18 protein-coding genes are annotated in these 18,584 nt (G+C 65.8%); 10 read left to right on the top strand and 8 right to left on the bottom strand.

Translation table 11 applies throughout. The features are described from left to right. The first annotated feature begins 50 nt into the window (after positions 1 to 50). Complete coding sequence (locus ACHQ4I_RS15305) at positions 51 to 1,469, top strand: MFS transporter (RefSeq protein ID WP_420772365.1); 1,419 nt, start codon at positions 51 to 53, stop codon at positions 1,467 to 1,469. Here ACHQ4I_RS15305 and ACHQ4I_RS15300 read toward each other — a convergent pair. After that, positions 1,459 to 2,409: an alpha/beta hydrolase gene (locus ACHQ4I_RS15300; RefSeq protein WP_420772364.1), complete on the bottom strand. Its 951-nt coding sequence runs from the start codon at positions 2,407 to 2,409 to the stop codon at positions 1,459 to 1,461. The two genes, ACHQ4I_RS15305 and ACHQ4I_RS15300, sit on opposite strands and share 11 nt — an antisense overlap. Before the next feature lie 49 nt (positions 2,410 to 2,458). Between ACHQ4I_RS15300 and ACHQ4I_RS15295 the strand changes: the two genes are divergently transcribed. Both ACHQ4I_RS15295 and ACHQ4I_RS15290 read left to right on the top strand, forming a co-directional pair. After that, positions 2,459 to 2,869, top strand: a complete 411-nt coding sequence (locus tag ACHQ4I_RS15295; RefSeq protein ID WP_420772363.1) for a MerR family transcriptional regulator — start codon at positions 2,459 to 2,461, stop codon at positions 2,867 to 2,869. A 51-nt stretch (positions 2,870 to 2,920) separates the two neighbouring features. Next, positions 2,921 to 4,090: an AI-2E family transporter gene (locus tag ACHQ4I_RS15290; RefSeq protein ID WP_420772362.1), complete on the top strand. Its 1,170-nt coding sequence runs from the start codon at positions 2,921 to 2,923 to the stop codon at positions 4,088 to 4,090. 86 nt (positions 4,091 to 4,176) lie between these two features. Here the strand turns inward: ACHQ4I_RS15290 and ACHQ4I_RS15285 are convergent, their stop codons facing one another. After that, a complete protein-coding gene (locus tag ACHQ4I_RS15285) occupies positions 4,177 to 4,509 on the bottom strand; it encodes a hypothetical protein (protein ID WP_420772361.1) in 333 nt (110 codons plus the stop codon). Between the two features lie 405 nt (positions 4,510 to 4,914). Here ACHQ4I_RS15285 and ACHQ4I_RS15280 point away from each other — a divergent pair, with 405 nt between their 5' ends. The 3 genes from ACHQ4I_RS15280 to ACHQ4I_RS15270 are packed head-to-tail and all read left to right on the top strand — an operon-like array spanning position 4,915 to position 8,338. Next, entirely contained in the window at positions 4,915 to 5,964 is a 1,050-nt protein-coding gene (locus tag ACHQ4I_RS15280; protein WP_420772360.1) for a helix-turn-helix domain-containing protein, read from the top strand. Then, positions 5,961 to 7,409 carry an aminotransferase class I/II-fold pyridoxal phosphate-dependent enzyme gene (locus ACHQ4I_RS15275; protein ID WP_420772359.1) on the top strand — a complete coding sequence of 483 codons (1,449 nt, stop codon included), beginning with the start codon at positions 5,961 to 5,963 and terminating at the stop codon, positions 7,407 to 7,409. The genes ACHQ4I_RS15280 and ACHQ4I_RS15275 overlap by 4 nt, the downstream gene beginning before the upstream one ends. Further along, positions 7,406 to 8,338, top strand: a complete 933-nt coding sequence (locus ACHQ4I_RS15270; RefSeq protein WP_420772358.1) for a Rossmann-fold NAD(P)-binding domain-containing protein — start codon at positions 7,406 to 7,408, stop codon at positions 8,336 to 8,338. Before ACHQ4I_RS15275 ends, ACHQ4I_RS15270 begins: the two co-directional genes overlap by 4 nt. Here ACHQ4I_RS15270 and ACHQ4I_RS15265 read toward each other — a convergent pair. Continuing rightward, on the bottom strand, positions 8,324 to 8,752 hold the full coding sequence (locus ACHQ4I_RS15265; protein ID WP_420772357.1) for an SRPBCC family protein: 429 nt from the start codon (positions 8,750 to 8,752) through the stop codon (positions 8,324 to 8,326). The two genes, ACHQ4I_RS15270 and ACHQ4I_RS15265, sit on opposite strands and share 15 nt — an antisense overlap. A gap of 43 nt (positions 8,753 to 8,795) precedes the next feature. Here ACHQ4I_RS15265 and ACHQ4I_RS15260 point away from each other — a divergent pair, with 43 nt between their 5' ends. Together ACHQ4I_RS15260 and ACHQ4I_RS15255 are read left to right on the top strand one after the other, a co-directional pair. Then, complete coding sequence (locus ACHQ4I_RS15260; RefSeq protein ID WP_420772356.1) at positions 8,796 to 9,557, top strand: alpha/beta fold hydrolase; 762 nt, start codon at positions 8,796 to 8,798, stop codon at positions 9,555 to 9,557. After that, positions 9,544 to 10,008, top strand: coding sequence for a MarR family winged helix-turn-helix transcriptional regulator (locus ACHQ4I_RS15255; protein WP_420772355.1), 465 nt, complete (start codon positions 9,544 to 9,546; stop codon positions 10,006 to 10,008). The genes ACHQ4I_RS15260 and ACHQ4I_RS15255 overlap by 14 nt, the downstream gene beginning before the upstream one ends. 32 nt (positions 10,009 to 10,040) lie before the next feature. Here the strand turns inward: ACHQ4I_RS15255 and ACHQ4I_RS15250 are convergent, their stop codons facing one another. Next, complete coding sequence (locus tag ACHQ4I_RS15250; RefSeq protein WP_420772354.1) at positions 10,041 to 10,676, bottom strand: TetR/AcrR family transcriptional regulator; 636 nt, start codon at positions 10,674 to 10,676, stop codon at positions 10,041 to 10,043. A gap of 91 nt (positions 10,677 to 10,767) precedes the next feature. Here ACHQ4I_RS15250 and ACHQ4I_RS15245 point away from each other — a divergent pair, with 91 nt between their 5' ends. Continuing rightward, positions 10,768 to 12,222, top strand: coding sequence for a carotenoid oxygenase family protein (locus ACHQ4I_RS15245; RefSeq protein ID WP_420772353.1), 1,455 nt, complete (start codon positions 10,768 to 10,770; stop codon positions 12,220 to 12,222). 92 nt (positions 12,223 to 12,314) lie between these two features. On the opposite strand, the gene ACHQ4I_RS15240 is transcribed toward ACHQ4I_RS15245, so the two are convergent. From ACHQ4I_RS15240 to ACHQ4I_RS15230, 3 genes are all read right to left on the bottom strand, one after another. Continuing rightward, positions 12,315 to 13,526: a permease gene (locus tag ACHQ4I_RS15240; RefSeq protein WP_420772713.1), complete on the bottom strand. Its 1,212-nt coding sequence runs from the start codon at positions 13,524 to 13,526 to the stop codon at positions 12,315 to 12,317. Positions 13,527 to 13,640: 114 nt separating this feature from the next. Next, a complete protein-coding gene (locus tag ACHQ4I_RS15235; protein ID WP_420772352.1) occupies positions 13,641 to 14,762 on the bottom strand; it encodes a metallophosphoesterase in 1,122 nt (373 codons plus the stop codon). Between the two features lie 118 nt (positions 14,763 to 14,880). After that, the gene (locus tag ACHQ4I_RS15230; protein ID WP_420772351.1) at positions 14,881 to 15,762 is read right to left on the bottom strand and encodes an esterase/lipase family protein; all 882 of its coding nucleotides are present in this window, start codon (positions 15,760 to 15,762) and stop codon (positions 14,881 to 14,883) included. 271 nt (positions 15,763 to 16,033) lie between these two features. Here ACHQ4I_RS15230 and ACHQ4I_RS15225 point away from each other — a divergent pair, with 271 nt between their 5' ends. Beyond that, on the top strand, positions 16,034 to 17,242 hold the full coding sequence (locus ACHQ4I_RS15225) for a hypothetical protein (RefSeq protein ID WP_420772350.1): 1,209 nt from the start codon (positions 16,034 to 16,036) through the stop codon (positions 17,240 to 17,242). Between the two features lie 6 nt (positions 17,243 to 17,248). Here the strand turns inward: ACHQ4I_RS15225 and ACHQ4I_RS15220 are convergent, their stop codons facing one another. Next, on the bottom strand, positions 17,249 to 18,550 hold the full coding sequence (locus ACHQ4I_RS15220) for a serine hydrolase domain-containing protein (RefSeq protein WP_420772349.1): 1,302 nt from the start codon (positions 18,548 to 18,550) through the stop codon (positions 17,249 to 17,251). Positions 18,551 to 18,584 lie beyond the last annotated feature (34 nt).

The raw sequence follows: 18,584 nt of genomic DNA, 5'->3' as shown, positions 1-18,584 counted from the left end.
ACTGTTAAGTCAGTTGCATTAAGTCAGTCGCTTGATTTAAAGTCGTGCGAATGGCTAACGTTCTCGCCCCGCCCGGTGTCTCCGCGCCGCCGCGCACCAATGTCATCGTCGGTGTGCTCGCCGCGGGCGGCATCGTGGTGTCGCTCATGCAGACGCTGGTGATTCCATTGCTCCCGCAGCTGCCGAAACTGCTGGGGGCCAGCGCATCCGATACCGCTTGGGCGATTACCGCCACGCTGCTCGCGGCGGCCGTGGCCACGCCGGTGATGGGTCGGCTCGGCGATATGTACGGCAAGCGGCGGATGCTGCTGGTCAGCCTGGCGCTACTGGTCGCAGGGTCGGCGCTGGGCGGGCTCAGCAATAGCCTCGCGCCTATGGTGTGCGCCCGCGCCCTGCAGGGTTTGGCCGCCGGCGTCATCCCCTTGGGTATCAGCATCATGCGCGACGAACTCCCGGCCGAACGGCTCGGCGCGGCGACCGCGTTGATGAGCGCATCGCTCGGAGTCGGCGGTGCGCTCGGCCTGCCCGCGGCCGCCTTCCTCGCCGAACACGCCGACTGGCATGTGCTGTTCTGGACCGCCGCGGGTGCGGGCGTGATCGTCACCGCATTGGTTTGCACGCTGGTGCCGGAGTCGTCGCAGCGCTCCGGCGGCAGCTTCGACCTCCCGGGGGCGGTGGGGCTGTCGGCGGCGCTGATCTGCCTGCTGCTCGCGGTGTCCAAGGGGGCGGGCTGGGGGTGGACCAGCGGTCTCACGCTGGGGCTGTTCGCGATAGGCGTGGTGGCGCTTCTGGTTTGGGGTTGGTGGGAGTTGCGGGCCACACAGCCGCTGGTGGATCTGCGCACCACGGCGCGGCATCAGGTGTTGCTCACCAATCTGGCGTCGGCGGCATTCGGGTTCGCCATGCTCGCGCAGTCGCTGGTCATCCCGCAGGTGCTGCAGTTGCCCGAGGCCACCGGGTACGGACTCGGCCGGTCGATGATGGCCGTCGGCCTGGTGATGGCGCCGTCGGGTCTGGTGATGATGCTGGTCGCGCCGCTGTCGGCCCGGATCAGCGCGGCCAGCGGACCGCGCATCACGCTGATCATCGGTGCGATCGTGGTGGCCGCCGGATACGGTCTCGGCGTCGAATTGATGTCTGCCCTCTGGGGATTGGTGGTCGTGTCGTGCGTTATCGGCGCGGGCATCGGCCTGGCCTACGGCGCGATGCCCGCGCTGATCATGTCGGCGGTTCCCGTCACCGAAACCGCCGCCGCCAATGCGCTCAATACGCTGATGCGTTCCATCGGAACCTCCATCGCCAGCGCGGTGACGGGCGTGGTGATCGCGCAGTTGACCATGTCGCTCGGCGGGGCCGAACTGCCGTCGCAGGACGCGTTCCGGGTGGTGCTGGTGATCGCGGCGGGTGCCGCGCTGGCCGCCGGTGCGCTCGCCGCCTTTTTGCCGCGGACCGCGACCGCTACCGAGTGAATGCCTTCCGCAGTGCGGTCGCGGCATCGAGTCGGGCTCGCTTGCTGGCGTCGAAGGGGTGCCGGACGAATTCGTGGATCATCCCCGGATAACGGGTGACGGTGACCGGGACCCCGGCCTCGTCGAGCCGCTGGCCGTACTGTTCGCCCTCGTCGCGCAGCGCGTCGTATTCGGCGGTGATGATGAGCGCCGCGGGAAGGTCGGCCAGGTCGGTGGCCAGCAACGGCGAGACCTTCGGGTCGAGTTTCTCCGCATCGCGGTTGAGGTAGTTGTCCATGAACCAGTACTGGGCGTCGCGGGAGATATTGCCGTATTTGCCCGCGTATTCGCGGATGCTGAAATTCGTTCTGCGGAAATCGAGGTCGGGGTAGATCAGCAGTTGGAAGACCAGTGCCAAGCCGCTGTCACGGGCCATCCGCGCGACGACGGCCGCCAGATTTCCCCCTGCGCTGTCACCGCCGACGGCGATTCGCGTGGCATCGACGCCGATGCTCGCCGCCTGTTCGGCGACCCATTGGGTCGCGCTGAAGCAGGCGTCGGGTGCCGCGGGGAACTTGTGTTCGGGCGCCCGCGGATAGTCGACAGAGACCACCACGCATTCGGCGCCATTGGCCAGACTGCGGCACAGGCCGTCGTGGGTGTCCAGATCGCCGAGCATGAAGCCGCCGCCGTGGAAGAACACCAATGCGGGGAATGGTCCCTCGCCGTCGGGGGTGTAGACGCGGATCGGTATCGGTCCGTCCGCGCTCGGGATCGTCCGGTCCTCGACCTGGGCAATGGGTTCCGGTTCGCCGAGTAGGGCGATCTGCCGCCGCCACCCTTCGCGCGCCTGCGCCAGGGTAAAGGTGTGCACCGAGCCGAAATCGGCGCGGGCGAGACGGTCCAAATAGGCCTGAACCTGGGGGTCCAAGGCGATCTGGTCTTCTTTTGTTTCGCTCATGCGTCTATCGTCTGACTTGAAGTCCGCTTCAAGTCAAGGAGTAGATTTGATGGAGCTCGATATCGCCGAAGTGGCCGCGCGATCCGGGTTGGCGCCGTCGGCGCTGCGGTACTACGAGAAGCGCGGTCTCATCGAATCCGCGGGCCGCAATGGTTTGCGGCGCACCTACCTGCCCGAGGTGCTCGACCGCTTGGCGCTCGTATCCTGCGCTCGCGCGGCCGGTTTCACGCTCGCGCAGATCGCGCGATTCGTCGTCGCCACGCCCGCGGACACCGAAGTCCGTGGTTACATGGCCGCGAAGGCGGATGAGTTGGATGCGGATATCGCCCGCCTCACCCGCATGCGCGACAGCCTCCGCCATGCCGCCACCTGCACCCATCGGCCATTGGTCGAGTGCCCCGACTTCAAGCAGACCTTCGGCGAAACCCGGTCGGAACGGGCAGCGGCCATGGCCAGCTGAAGGGGCGGGTCGTAACCCGATATTCGCTGACGGGTGGGTGACACTGGGTCCGTGGCCGCCGACCCATCCTCGGATTCCGTCGATGCGGGCCCACCCGGCGATCGTGAACGACGTGATCACATGCCGAGTTGGCTTCCGCGCGCAATGGTGTTGGCCTTTGTCCTTCTCGGCCTGTTCGAGCTCGGGAACTGGGCATTCCATCGGCTGATCGGGCTATTCGTCATCATGCTCGTCGCCTTCTTCGTCTCGCTGGCGATGGAGCCCGCCGTCAACAAGCTGGCCGCGCGCGGTATGCCGCGCGGTCTCGCCACCGGACTGGTCTTCGTTTTGCTGTTCGGTTGCGTGGCAGGCTTCAGCGCGGCGCTCGGCACATTGCTGGTGGAAACTGTCGGCAATGTCGTGCGCGAATTGCCCAGGCTGCTCAATGAACTGGTCGACTGGGCCAACCGGACCTTCCATCAGAACTTCACGTTGGGCCAACTGCGTGAACGGCTGCTGAAGGATACCGACGTCATCACCGGATATGCCGAGCGAGCCGCGAACAATGCGTGGGGATTGTCCAATACGATCCTGGGCGGACTGGTCCGGTTCCTCATGATCGCGCTGTTCAGCATCTACCTGACCGCGGACGGGCCGAAGATGCGACGTGCGGTGTGCTCGCTGCTGCCGCCGCGCCGACACGACACCGTATTGCGTGCTTGGGATCTGGCCATCGTGAAGACCGGCGGATATCTCTACAGTCGCGCGGTGCTCGCGGTGATTTCCGCGGTGGCACACGCGGTTTTCCTCGCTTTGCTGGGACTGCCCGATGCGATCGCGCTGGGCATCTGGTTCGGCGTGGTGGCCTCGTTCGTGCCGACCGTCGGCACATATATCGCGGGCGTGCTGCCGATTCTGGTCGCGCTCACCGTTCAACCGATCGATGCGCTGTGGATCCTCATCTTCGTGGTCGTCTATCAGCAGTTCCAGGACTACATCCTGCAGCCGCGCATCACCGCACGGACGGTGGATGTGAATCCGGCCGTCGCGCTGCTCGCGGTGCTGGCCGGCGGGGCGCTACTCGGCGCGGTTGGGGCGCTGCTCGCGATTCCCGCGACGGCGACGGTGCAGGCGTTCCTGAGCCTGTATGTGCGGCGATACGAGGTCGCCGAGGATCCGCGGATCGAGCGATCGACGCGAAAGCCGCGTTCCACCAGGCGCTTTCGGCGTTCCCGCGCATGAAAACAGGGCCCGGCGAGCGGAACTCGCCGGACCCTGCTTCGGCGCGACGTCAGGTGGCGCCGACCCCTCCGCGGCGCCAACTGCCGTTACGCGGCCGGTGTGGTCGGTATCGCGATGCGGCAGTTGGCTCCGGCCTGGCGCCGGTCGCGTTCGAGGATGCGGGCGTGCAGCAGCACGACCGCCTGGGCCAGTTCGAGGCCGAGATCGGCGGCGCGCATGGCGGCGATTTCCATTGCCAACACGTAATCTTCGGGATCCGGATCGCTCAGGGTCTCGTCGAGGATCATGCCGGTGATGGCCTGCTCCCGAGTGAGCAGTCGGCCGGGCAGCCAGCTGAGGACCCAGCCGTCGCCGGTGTAGCGGGCGGTCTCGGGGGTGATGTCACTGGTGATCAACCAGTCGGTCGGTTCGAGCGTCATGACCCCTCCCTTGGTCGATCGAAACCACCTGTCCCGGAAGCGGTCTCCGAATCATGTGGCGCTGACAACAATGCTATGGATCGCCACTTCGGGATGTCAACTAAGCATAGATGCTATCCATTGATATATTTCAGTCAATATTGCTTCGATTAAGGCAAATTCAGCGACTGGTATCCGAAATATCTACCACGAGAGCTAGGTTGAGTGGCGTAACGCTACGGAGTGTGGAACTGCGCCGACGAGCGTGGAGCTGCCGTACGCAATATCTCTCTGCGCGTGCGGTTTCCAGCGACCATCCAGAAAACTCTCATCGTCTCAATCGGCGTCCTGCCTCGTAACGTGACTATGATGACGACGGATGACACATCGTGAGCATTGAAATCCGAGCGCAGGAGGAGGCGCGCCATGGCTGGCTCAGGGCCGGACGGTGAACAGGTGGGGGATCTCGTCCGTCGGCTCCGCACCGAACGTGGGTTCACCCAGGCCGCGCTCGCGGCCAAGGCGGGTTGTTCACGCAGTCTGATCCAGCAGATCGAGAACGGAACTCGGGTTCCACCGCTACCGCTGCGTGAACGTCTGAGCCTCGCGCTGGGACAGGAATTGCCGACCGCCGACGGTGTCGCCGACGATCTCGCCGGCGGCGCGTATCACGACCTGCGCATGCGCTTCAATGTCCTGCTCGGCAAGGACCCTGAACTCGTCGAGCGGGCCCTCGGCATCGCGGGCAGCCTGATCGACGCGACCGGCGCGCGCGATGAGATCGAACCGCTGCGCATGATCGCGGATCGGCAGTTGGAGCGGGCCGAGGAGATCCTGGCGCAGATCCCCTCGCGCAGCGCGACAGTCTGGGAATGGAATACCGTCAGCGACTGGCTGATGATCCTCGAACAGGCCAAACAGTCCGTCCGCGCGATCCACACCGCCGATCTCGGCACCATCGGCGGCGACGTCGGCGACGACTATCACGCCGCGATCCTGCGCCTGGCCGACAACGCCCATCCGCCCCGAATCGATGTGAGACGAATGTATGTCCTCGACACGATCGACGATGTGTCGCCCTATGCCGACAAATTGTGGAAACAGGCGCGTTCCGGCGTGGAGAGCGTGTTGGTCAAGCGCGAGCACGCGCGCAACGCGCAGAGCATGCTGATCGTCGACGAAAAGTACGTTGCCGTAGGGGAATACGACTATTCCCGGCAGGCGCGCGTCGCGACGCGGTTCTCGGCCTTGAAGCACGATGTCGCGTTCGCGGTGCGCCGGTTCGAGCGGCTTTACGAACTCAAGGTCGCCGGTTCGGGCATCGTCGTCAATGACATCGTCGCCGCACCGGCGCTGGCCGGTTTCGATCGCCTGACCGAGGGTGAGTGCCGTGGTCTGTTCCGTGCGGCGCTGGAACAGAGTTGGCGCGAGATGACCGCGCCTGGGGAGCCGCCCGTCGAAGGTGAGGTGCCGTGACTCGGCAGGCTGTCATCGATCGGCTGCCCTGGCGGAATCCGGCGCCCAGTCTCGCCGCCCGCACCAATCGCTCCGAGGAGCGCAAGCGGGAAGTGCGTCGGCACCTGGGCGCGCGACCGCGGTTCGCGGGCACCGACCACCGGATGTATTCCGATGTGATCGATGCCTATCACGGCGAGACCGGACTGCCGCTGGCCGAGAGTGCCGTCGCCGCACTGGATCTGGCCTGGCGCGAGCTGTTGCACACCCAGCCGCCGGACGAGTACGCGGACGGCACGCTGTATCACAAGCGGCAGCCGCTGGTACTGCGCGAGTTGGCCGCGCACAAGCTGTTCGGGCGATTGTCCGAGCCCGTCGACGGCGTGCCCGGAGTTCGGGTGTCGCCCGAGGAGGTGATCGTCTGCGCGTACTCGAGCACCGTGCTGCTCGAGGAGGCCGTGGCGACCCTTGCCCGTCCAGGCGGTGTCATCGTGTATCCGGAAGGGCTGTACAAGAGTTCGGGCATTCATGTGGAGAAGTACGGTCTGCGCATGCAGGCGTGCCCGGTCGCGCCGGATGACTCCTTCAAGATCGACCCGGAGCTGCTGGCGTCGTGCCTCGACTACTTCGCCGAGCGTGACGAGCTGTGCGGGGTGCTGCTCACACTGCCCGGAAATCCGGTATTCACCGAGTATTCGGCCGAGGAGATGCTGGAGATCGGCCGGGTGCTGGTGACGCGCGGTGTTCCGGTCATCTGCGATATGGCCTTCGATTGCATGGTGGCACAGCACATTCCGATCGCATCGCTGGAGATTCCAACGGCTGAGGGCTCGCGGCGACTGTACGACCAGGTGCTGACGATTACCGGTAACTCGAAGGGCTACAACGCTTTCGGACCGTGCAAGTTGGGCGCGGCGTGCTCGGGGAATGCCGAATGGCTGGCCGAGGTTCGGGAGCGGCTGACCATATCCTTCCAGCGTGAGTCGACGCATTTGGCGCGAGCGATCGTCGAGCACACGCCCGAGGATTACTTCGCGGAGAACCGCCTGCGGATGCTCGACCAGCTGGGTCGCGCGCACGGGCACATCGACGCGATCAATGCTCGGATCGGTGCGAAAGCCATTCGGCCACTGGGCAGTCGGCAGGGCATGTTCCTCACTGTGGTCTTCGACGATGCGCTCCTCGACCAGGCGGGCGTCGGAACCAGCGCGGAGATCGAGGATCTGCTGCTCGCCGGTGCCGGGATCGACAGTGTCGCACTGGATCGGACCGGATCCGATCGACTCGGCGTGCGGTTCAATGTGCTCGCGCCGCGCAAGGCGCCGGGGCGCGAGTCGACCGACCTGGTCGATGAGCTCTTCGACCGGCTCGAGCAGTTGATTCGGGAGATCCGGGGTGGGCTGACACATTCGAAGGTGTTGGCAGAGAGAGGCTTACCGGTACTCGAACACGTCGCCGCGCAATGATTGTCGGCGTACTACGCGAGACCGCGGCCGAGGAACGACGCGTCGCGCTGATCCCCGGCGATGTGCGCGGCCTCGCGGGTATGGATGTGATCGTGGAGCGCGACGCGGGTCGCTCGATCGGCTTCGACGATGCGGACTACCGCGCGTCCGGCGCACGGATCGCCGAGCGTGCGGAGGTTTTCGCCCGCTCCGACATTGTGGTGTGGGTGAAACCTCCGGCATACCCACTGGATTCGGTACGCCCCGATACGACCCTCATCGGATTCCAGGACCCCCTGCATCGTCACGACGCGATCGCCCGACTGCGCGCCCGAGGCATCGAATCCATTGGCTACGAGACCGTTCCGCACTCGTGCCCCGATATCGATGCGCTGTCCGCGATGAGTCGGATAGCCGGTGAGGTCGCCTATGCGCAAGGGCGACAGCTGCTCTCGGCCCAGGGCCCGGTGCGTGCCCTGATCCTCGGCTGCGGACAGGCCGGACTCTCCGCCATCGCCGCGGCGCTCGCCCACGGCGACGAGCCGACCGCGATCGGCAACCGACCGGACCAGGGGTCGGCGGCAATCCTGCACGGTGCCAAGACATTCCTACCGAATGCTGCCGGACTCCTCGATCACCTCGCCGCCGAGCCGCCCGCCCTGATCGTCTGCGCCGCCGTACACCGTGGCACGCGCGGCCCTGTGCTGCTCGATAGCGCGGCGCTCGGCGCACTCCGTCCCGGCACGGTGATCGTCGATCTCGTCGCCAAATCGGGCGGCAATTGCATCGCCACCGTTGTGGACCGCACCGTAACCCTCCCGAATGGTGTCATCGTCACCCACCGCTCCAACTACCCGACGCTACGTCCCCTGGAAGCGAGTCGCGCCTATAGCGCGGCCACCGCAGCCCTGCTGCAGGCCCGTTTCACAAGCGGGCTATTTCTCGAATAGCTGTCGCAGGACATCGAGGTTGGCCCGTACCGCCGACTTGATCCGCGCGGTGACGACGGGACTCGTGAGTCGCATGGGCCCGTGGAATCCGAGCTCGATCGTATTCCGCAGCCGGGTGCCGCTGGGGGCGGGCTCGAGATCGTAGGACACCACCGCGGGGAATGGACCCAACCGACCACGGATCCGTAGACGCCGCGTCGGCTGGAATTCCGTGACCTCGAACTCCTCGACGGCTGGCTGGGGAATCGATCGGGTCTGCAGATAGGTCGTTCCCACGCCGACCGGCCCAACGGAGGTTTTGCGGGTCTCGGTAATGGCGTAGTTCCAACGCGGGATGTTCTCGAACTCCGCTAGGTAGGTGAAGACCTCGGCGATGGGGCGATCGATGGTCAGTGTGTTCTCGAAGATTGCCATATCGTTATATTACACGACATACATGTCGTGTAACGTATCTGGCATGACGAACACATCGAAGAACTCGACTCTGGTTTTCATCCCCTGCATGTCCGGCGCTCCGTGGGACATCAGCAGGTTCGACTCCTTGGCCGACCGGCCCGCGCGACTGCTGAAACTGCCCGAGGCCGTGGACGATATGGAGGTCTATGCCGACTTCGTCGCCGACGCTGTCGCCGATCTCGACGACTACGTTCTGGTCGGCGACTCCTTCGGCGCTCAGGTCGGGCTGGCCTTGGCGGTTCGCCGACCGAAAGGTCTACGCGGACTGGTGATGTCGGGAGGATTCGCCGCCAACCCGGTCACCTCGCGGTTCTGGCGGATCGCGATGCGGACAATGGGCAAGATGCGCGGCGGCGCCTACCGGCACATCGTGCTGCGGGCGCACGCCCACCGGCTGGCCTCCCCGTTCGACGGTGCCGGGGAGGTTCCCTGGAGCGAGGCCGAGAGCCGTCGGATATTTCGGGAGAACACTCCCGCGCAGTCCTATGGCGCCCGTATCACCGCGGCCCTGTCGGCCTACTACGTCGACAAACTCGACCAGGTCGACGTCCCCACCCTGATCCTGACCCCCGAACACGACGTCCTAGTCGGCGAAGCTCCCGCGAAGGTGATGCGTGCGGGCATCGCTGATGCGACCGAGGTGGTATTGGCGCGGACCGGGCACATGTTCCGGTTCTCGCATCCGGGCACGTACGCTGCCGCAGTGGCGAAATTCCTGACCGATCGCATCGATCACCCTGAGGTCGTCGGTGCACGACGCTGAAGAATTCCGGTACCTCGTCCTGGCGGCGCAACGTGAAGGGGCCCGGCTCATCGGCCAGGAACTCAAACCCCTCGGTGTCACCACCGCCCAGGGCGAGGTGCTCCGGGTCCTGCAGAACCATCAACCGCTGACCCTCAACGGGCTCGGCGAACTGCTCGTCTGTGAAACCGGGACGAGTCCCAGTCGCCTGGTCGACCGACTGTGCGCCGCTGGACTGGTCGACCGGCGACCCGCGGTACACGACCGCCGCCACATCGAACTCACCCTCACCGCCGAGGGGCGCGAGGTCGCCGATCGCATCGCCGATATCGAACAGCGCTTCTACCAACGCATTCGAGACAGTGCGCAAGGCGACGACCTGCACCTCGTCAACAGCTATCTACGCGCTTTCGTCGGCGACCTCCCGACCGGTCGAGCACTCGCACGTCGCATTCAACTCGAACAACCGTGACGGCCACGCGACGTCAGCGGGGCACGGCGTCGCTACCGCGGAGATCGAGTCGTCGCGCTGGCCGCGGTGAGCGCCGCCTCCGCGACGGTGGCGAAGTTGCGCAGGAGTGCGTCGCGGTCGAGGTTCAGCGACCCGTCGATCCAGCCGAGGATGGATTCCAATAGTCCACCCACCACCATGAACGCGGCCGTGGCGACGGCCTGCTCGTCCGGATCGCCGGGGGAGCGGGCGATGACGGCGGCGGCGAGCAGATGTGCGCAGTTGTGCAGGGTCTGGACGCGATGACGCATCAGGGCCTCGCTGTTCCACGCCTCGATGAAACCGATGCGCATGGCCCGCGGTTCGTCGACGGTCATTTCGATGAAGGCCGATCCGAGGCCCTCCAGCAGGGTGCGCAGTGAGCCGTCGGCCGATTCGAGTGCGGGCAGCATCCGTTCGACCGTGCGTTCCATGATCGCGTCAAAGACCGCGAGCAACAGCGCGTCGAGGCTGTCGAAACTTTCGTAGAAGTAGCGCGTGGACAGTCCGGCGCGCTGGCAGATGGCGCGCACGGTGGTGCCCGCCATGCCCTCGGTGCCGATCAGGTCGAGACCGGCGGCGATCAGTCGCTCGCGCCGGTCCGCCTGTCGCTCGGCGGCGAGCTTTCCCGCGTACGGCCGTTCGGTCACAACTGACACCTTGACACACCCGCCCGGTGACCCCATTCTGAATACCATCGTTTCTAGAAGAAACCACTGTTTCCAGATAGCGAGGTCGACGATGACCACCACCCAGCTGTCCACCGAACTCGGTTCGACTCTCTTCGCGAATGCCCGCGAGGTGTCCGAGGAGGTGCGGCTCGAAGTCACCGGCACGCTCCCGCAGGAACTGCGCGGCACGCTGTACCGCAATGGACCCGGTCGTTTCGAGGCGGGCGGATTCCGCGCCGCGCATCCGTTCGATGGCGATGGCCTCGTGTCGAAGTTCGTCATCGACAACGGGGCGGTGCGTTTCCAGAGCCGCTATGTGCGCACGCCGAAGTTCCTGGCCGAGGAGCGCGGGCGCGGCGCTACCGTGCGTGGTCTGTATTCCGACGCAAAACGATTGCGGCACAACGTCGGTCGGTATCCCGCCGATGTGGCCAATACCCATGCGGTGGCGCACGGCGGCCGGTTGCTCGCGCTCAGTGATGTCGGCAGGCCGTGGGAGATCGATCGCGATGATCTGCGCACCATCGGGCCATGCGCCTTCGACGGACGGCTGCCGCGGCTGACCCGCTTCTCGCCGCATCCGAAGATCGACCCGATCACCGGGGAACTGTTCAACTTCGGGCTCGATATCGATCCGCGCCTCGGCGCGAAAATCCCTGCGGCACTGCACTGTTACCGCGTCGACCGGACCGGGAAACTGAGCACCGTCGGGAAGGTGCCGCTCGATCACGTGATCGTGCAGCACGATTTCGCGATCACCGAGCACTACCTGGTATTCGCGCTCGCGCCGATCATTGTCGACCCGGTGCGCGCGGCGCTGGCGCTGGCCGGGTTCGGTACCACCGGTGACGCGGCCGAATTCCGTTCCGAGGTCGGGATGAAGATCGTGCTGCTGCCGCGCGACGGCGGCAAACCCCGAGTGCTCGAATGGGATCCGCTGGTGTACGTGCACGTCGACAATGCCTTCGAGGACGGCGACGATGTTGTGCTCGACGTGGTCCGGCACCCATCCTTCGACCTACTGGCCGAGAAGCTGAAGCTGTTTCGCACGGAGTTCTCGCTGCGCATCGGCGATGACTCCAGCGCGCCGGTCCGTTTGCGCATCAGCCGAACCGGCCGGGTGCTCCGCGAAGATATGGACCTACCCGATATCGAATTCCCAGTACACGATGAGCGGCGCACCGGCCGCGAGCACCGCTACACCTATTTCGCCGCATCCGCCGCCGACTGCGATGACAACGCCGTCATCAAACTCGACCGCCACACCGGCCGCCTGCACCGCCATCCGATGCCCAACGGTGAACTGCCCGGCGAGCCGATCTTCGTCCCACGCTCGAACACCGCCGCCGAAGACGACGGCTGGCTGCTGTCGGTCACCTACCTCCCCGCTGAACACCGCACGGCCCTGATGATCCTCGACGCCGCCGACATCGAACGCACCCCGATCGCGGTCGCCCGCCTGGACGGCGCGATGTTCCCCGGCTTCCACGGCAGCTTCACCGATCGCGTCGCGGTATCGCGCTGATGTGAGGGGAGTTCCGCGAACGGAGTCGAATGGTCGTCGCCCACAGCGCATTCGGCCGTCGTATGACTACGCTCGGCGAGCAGCCTTACGGATTACGTTCCACCGTGTGGTGATCCGTGGTCATGGTCGTGGCCGGTGTGGTCGTGCTCGGTGTCGGGGGTGCCGCCCATCATGCGCAGCATCGGAATTCCGCCGGTGCGCACGAAGATCGCGACCAGAAGGGCGGCGAGGATGAGGAAGGCGATATTGAGCCAGGTGGTGTAGTTCCACTTGATTCCTTCTTCCATCACCATGACGTTGCGTTCGGCCGGGATGAGACTTGTCGCACCGAAGAGGATTTCGACCAGATATCCGGCGCCGACCATCGCCGCGTAAAAGGTGCCGAGCAGGGTCAGCATCATGCGCGTGCCGTAGTACTTGCGGTAGATATTCAGGATCGGCAGGATCAGCAGGTCGGCGTAGATGAAGGCGATGACGCCGCCGAAGCTGATGCCGCCGTTCCACAGCACCGCGGCCAGCGGCACATTGCCGATCGAGCAGACGAACGACGCGATCGCCACCAGCGGGCCGACGATCGGGCCCCAAATGGCCGATAGCAGTGGATGATCGGTGAGGAAGAAGTTCTGCCAGAACGTCTCCGGCACCCATGCGCCGATCGCGCCCGCGATGAGCAGGCCGATGACGAGGTCGCGCAGAATCGCCGCCCACTCCATGACGAACACATGCGAGATCGCGGTCAGCCCCGACCGCGACAGCAGTCGGTGTGCGAAGGAGCCTTCGGCCGCTACCGACATGTCCATGGCGGCATGGCCTTCCATCGATCCGGCGAGACCGCGGTCGGCTTGCCGACGGGCCTGGTCAACCAGCTTGGACCGCACGAAGAGCCGGAACAGCACCGCGAGCAGCACGATCATGATGGGCCCGCCGACGAATTCGGCGGCGGTGAACTGCCAGCCCATGAGCAGTGCCAGGATGACGCCGAGTTCGATGACGAGATTGGTGGACCCGATCTCGAAGGCCATCGCGGCGGTGAAGTTCGCGCCCTTGCGGAATAGCGAACGCGCCAGCGCAACGGCCGCGTACGAGCACGACGAGGAGGCCGCGCCCAGCCCGGCGGCGATGGCGAGGGTGCGCGGGCGATCATCGCCCATCAGTCGCAGGATCGTCGACTTGCGCACCACCGCCTGCACGACGGCCGAGAGCGCGAAGCCGAGAATCAATGCCCAAAGGATCTCCCAGGTCATCGACCCGGCCAGCGACAGCGCATGCCCGATAGCGTTCACCACAACCTCGTCTCGGTGCAGATCCGGGCGAGACCGCCCTACGCGGCAAGCTATACCCCCATAGGGTAATGGGTCAAGCCGCCACTCGGGCTATCGCTATGAGTCGGGTGCGCGCCGGCCCGATGCGGCGTCGATTCAGGCGCTGCGCAATACGAGCACGGTGATTTCGCTGGGTGCGAAGACGCGCAGTTGCGGACCCCAGAAGCCGGTGCCGCGGCTGGTGTAGAGCTGGGTGTCGCCGTGGCGGGACAGGCCGGCGACGACGGGTTGTTCGAGGCGGACCAGGTAGTGGAACGGCCAGATCTGGCCGCCGTGGGTGTGGCCGGAGATCTGCAGGGCGACGCCCGCGGCGGCGGCCTCGGTGACCTGCCTGGGTTGATGGGCGAGCAGGACGATCGGCGCGTCCGGGTCCGCGCCCGCGAGGGCGGCGGGGAGGTCGGGGCCGTGACCGGGCAGGCCGACGCCGGTGGGGTCGTCGATGCCGGCCAGCACCAGCCGGTCATCGCCACGGGTGAGCATTTCGTGCTGGTTGTGCAGCGGCTGCCAGCCGATCGAGGTCATATGTTCGATCCAGCCCGGCGCGTCACCGAAGTATTCGTGGTTGCCGGTGATGTAGAACCGGCCGAGCGGGGCCTCGATCTTGCCGAGCGGGTCGACCTGCGCGTGCCGCTTCGCCACCGAGCCGTCCGCGAGATCGCCCGCGTGGCAGGCGATATCGGGCTGCTGGGCATTGACGACATCGACGACCTTCTCCGACCAGCGCAACCGATCGAGCGCGGCGTAGTGGGTATCGGTGATGACCACCATGCGCAGTCCGTCGAATGCGGGCCCGAGCCCACGGATCGCGACATCGAGGGTGCGGACCCGCGGCACGCGGCGCGCCTCGATCACACCCCACACCGTCATCGCGGCGGCGACCACGAGTACGCCGACGGCAACAATCCTGGAACGAGCCGGATCGTCCACTCCGCCAACGGCCAATCCGAGCCCGGCGATATTGCCGAGCACCGACCAGCTGAACAGCACCCACATCACACCGAGCAGCGTGTCGCCGACAATGGACGCCGCATCCGACTGCCTCGGCCCATGACCCAGAAACATCGATGCGGGCAAACAGGCGAATCCGGCCAGGAAAACCGCCGAGCCGAACCAGAACAGCGGGCCCTCGGCAGTGGCGCCGATCAAGGTCCACCAAGGCAGCAGGAACAGCACGGCGGGAATCGCCAGAAACAGGGCGATACGCGGAACGTATTTCACGGAAAGATCATTTCTCGCGGGATGCGGTGCGACGCCCGGTCCCACCACCCGGCGCCATGGGCGCTATCGACGATAACAGCGTTAACCCAACTGCGTCGGCGACGGCCATCCGCGCACGTCAGCCAGGGCAGGGCAGTCCGATATAGGACGGGTCGAGTGCCTTCTGCACGACGTAGCCGACGGTGGGCGATGCCGGGAGCGCGCCATGGTTGAAGTCGTCGTCGGGGCACAGATCCTGCACCCAGATGTTGTCGACCTCGGCCCCGAATCCGGCGGTGAGAAAGGTGGCCTCGGGCGGGGTGACCACTCGATCGACATGGCTGGCGATGACCGTGTATTTGATACCGGGTTCGGTATCGCCCGCGGCATTGAGGCTGCGCATGAATTCACTGTCGATGAGTTGTTGCAGCGCGGCCGTGCCGAGATATTTAGCGACCAGGCCGAGGATGGGCGCTTGCGCACTTCCGGTCGGCAGCAGATAGCCGAGCCCCTCCGCGGTGGTGCCGTGATTGGTCGCCGCGATGGTGACCAGGTGGTCCACCTTGTTGTCGATGGGATCACGATGGTTCGCCCCGCCCTCGAAGCGCAGGAATTGCCGCACCAGCGGACCGCCCTGCGAATGCGCGACAATATCGACCTTCGGCGCGCCGGTCGCCCCGCGCACCTGATCGACGAATATCCCGACTTCCCTGGCTGAACTGCGAATGTCCGCGGTGCCGTATACGCCCGGTTGCGCACCTCGGATGCTGGTCGCGGCGCGACCGTAGCTCAGCGAAAATACGCAGTAGCCTTGCTCTTTCAGCTGCGGTGCGAGCACGTCCCAGGAATTCTGATTACCCCAGGTGCCATGGACCAGGACAACGGGTTCCGGATGCGCCGCCGATGGTCGGCACCCCCAATCATTGGCCCCGGCCGGTGGCGTGGTCCCGTCCGGATAGCCGTCGTCGGCGTGGGCGGGAGCGATCACACCGGAGAATGCGCCGACGAGTAGGGCGGACATGATCAATGGCCGGGGAACGGGCGAACCTTTCGCAAACAGCGCAACGCTCCTTTCGCTCACAAATCAGGACCTGCAAACGAAACACGCCATCGGCCCGCCGATCCGGGCCGAAGAGGCTGTCGATCGCCTGGTTCATAACATGTCAGCGAATTCAGAGCAAATATGTTGGACGCAATGGCGAGTCGCGGAAACCATGTCTCGGTAGTGCCACGATGGAGGAGAGCGCCGCTGTCCGCCGGTCCGTGTGGTCATTCGAGAGGAACCCGAATTCATGCTCAGCACACCGCGTTCGGTCATCGCAGTGTTCGTCGCGGCACTGCTGCTTTCGGTGGTGAGCGCCTGCGGTTCGGATAACGAACCCGCCCCGGCGGTACCGCGCGGCGAGGTGGTTTCCAGCACCCCGGTCGAGCAGCTGTCGGCGGAACAGACCACCGCCTATCTGGCCCAGATGAATATCGGTACTCCGGCGCGAAATGGCGTAGACGCCTACCGCGTCGTCTATCGCACCATCACCCCGGAGGGTGGCCCGACAACGGCGAGCGGCCTTATCGTCTTGCCGCGCACGGATTCTCGGCGGCTGCGCGTCGTCACCTACGAGCACGGCACGCTGGTGCTGAAGAGCGACGCGCCCTCGGTCAACGGCACCCGCCCCGATCGGGCCCGCACCATCATGTTCGCCGCGGCGGGCTATGCGGCCGTCGCGCCGGACTACCTCGGCCTCGGCGAAGGCCCGGGCTTCCATCCCTATACGCACGCGCCCTCGGAGGTCAGCGCCTCGGTCGACCTATTGCGCGCCGCCCGCACGCTGGCCACCGAACAGCGGCACGACCTCGACCAGGACATCCTGGTCACCGGCTTCTCCCAGGGCGGCCAAGCCGCCACCGCACTGGGCAAGGCGCTACAGGCCGGTGACGCCCCCGGCTTCGGACTGGCCGCCCTGGCACCGATCAGCGGGCCCTACGACGTCCAGCACGTCGAGACGCCCGGCGCCATCGAGGGCCGGGTCGCCCCGGCGATCGCGGTCTTCTACCTCGCCTACTGGATCACCTCGATGAACCGGATCTACCACCTCTACGACCAGCCCGCCGCCGCATTCTCCGAACCGATCGCCGATCGCATCGAGCAGCTCTTCGACGGACAGCAGAACGAGATCACCATCGGCACCGCGCTACCCGTGCGCCCGGAACTGCTGCTGACACCGAAATTCATCGATCAGACCCAACATCCGACCGGCACCTCGCGGTCGGCGGTGGCCGCCAGCGATGGCACCTGCGACTGGACCCCACGCGTCCCGGTCCACCTCTACGCCGCCACCGGCGACCGAAATGTGCTCTACCCCAATGCCGAACACTGCCTGCAAGCCCTGGGCACCGACCGCGCTACCCTCACCGACCTCGGCGATATCGACCATTCCGCCACCGCTCGCGTCGCGCTACCGCAGATCCTCGACTGGTTCCAGCGCGAAATCCCGGCCACCTGAACAGGTTCAGCGGATGCCGGGAGTCGGGTCGGGGCCGACGCAGCCGACGATGAAGCAGCCCGGTGGCCAGTCCGCGAACGGTGCGGCCGGGGACTTGCCCAGGCAGAGCAGCGGGCCGCAGCCCGGATAGGCATTGGGGCCGATGCCGAGTGCGTCGAGGACGGCATCGGGGTTGGTGATCATCGGATCGTCCAGGCTGATGCCCTCTTGCGGCTCATAGGGTCCCGGATCCGGTAGTCGCGGCTCGCGGAAGGCCGCATTGATGGCGCGCAGCGCGTCGTTCTGGAACGTCACGCCACCGCCGGGGACCGTGACGCCGGTCCAACTGACCACCAGGTCCAGACTCGGCACAATGTAGCTGTCCTGGCGCATCATGCCCGACATCTTGACGGCATCCGCTGGCAGGCCAGGGAATTCGGCCGCGCAGTCCGGTCCGTTGACGACGAAGAGGAAGCCGTAACACGGGCTGGTCTGTGACGGCTGACTCGCCTGCCGGAGGTAGTCGCTCGAAATGACTTGGGTGCCATGCCAATTCCCGCGATTGGCGACGAGCAGTCCGAGTTTGACGAAATCGTCGGGCGGCAGCACGAGATGGGCGTAGCCGTAGGTGTTTCCGCTGCGGTCGCGGCCCCAGTAGTAGTCGGTGCGCCGAATGCCCAACGGGTCGAACAGCTTTTGCTGCGCGTACTCCTGGAAGTCCACGCCGACGGCCTGTTGGACGACATAGGCGATCAGATCGACGGCACGCTGACTGTAGCGCCAGACGGTGCCCTGCGGATGCTCGACCGGCCGCGCCATGGCCTGCGCCACCACATTCGGATCGAGTTGCGTCAGCCCCGTGATCCCCTCGGCGAGTACCGAGACCTCGAGGCCCGAGGATTCGGTGAGCAGATTGCGCAGGGTGATGGCGCGGTGCCCGGCATCGCCGACGCCAGGCGGCAGATAGGCGTCGATCGGATCGTCTATCCCCAGCCGTCCCTCATCGACCGCGATGCCGGTGACCATCGAGACCACGCTCTTGGTCGCGCTCCACAGATTCCACGGCACACCGCCGGTCTGTGCGTTGTTCGGCCCGGTCGCGATCAGGCAGTTGTTACGGAACACCTGGATATTGCGTCGCGTCGGATCCGAGGCGAATCCGATCGCCGCCCGCAGCGCCGTCGAATCGAGGCCGACCTCTTCGGGTGTCGCCGTTTGCGGCGTGCGCCCATCGGTGAGTTCACAATGCTTCAACTCTGCGGATTCGGCGTGGGCGACCGCACCCGACAGACCGGTCAGCAGCACAACGGCCATGGTGATAGCGGACACCACAACACTTTTCGAACAACGACGCACTCGACCC

This window comes from Nocardia nepalensis (assembly GCF_048910785.1).
Lineage (GTDB): Bacteria > Actinomycetota > Actinomycetes > Mycobacteriales > Mycobacteriaceae > Nocardia > Nocardia nepalensis.
This window is presented reverse-complemented; position numbering and strand designations above follow the sequence as displayed.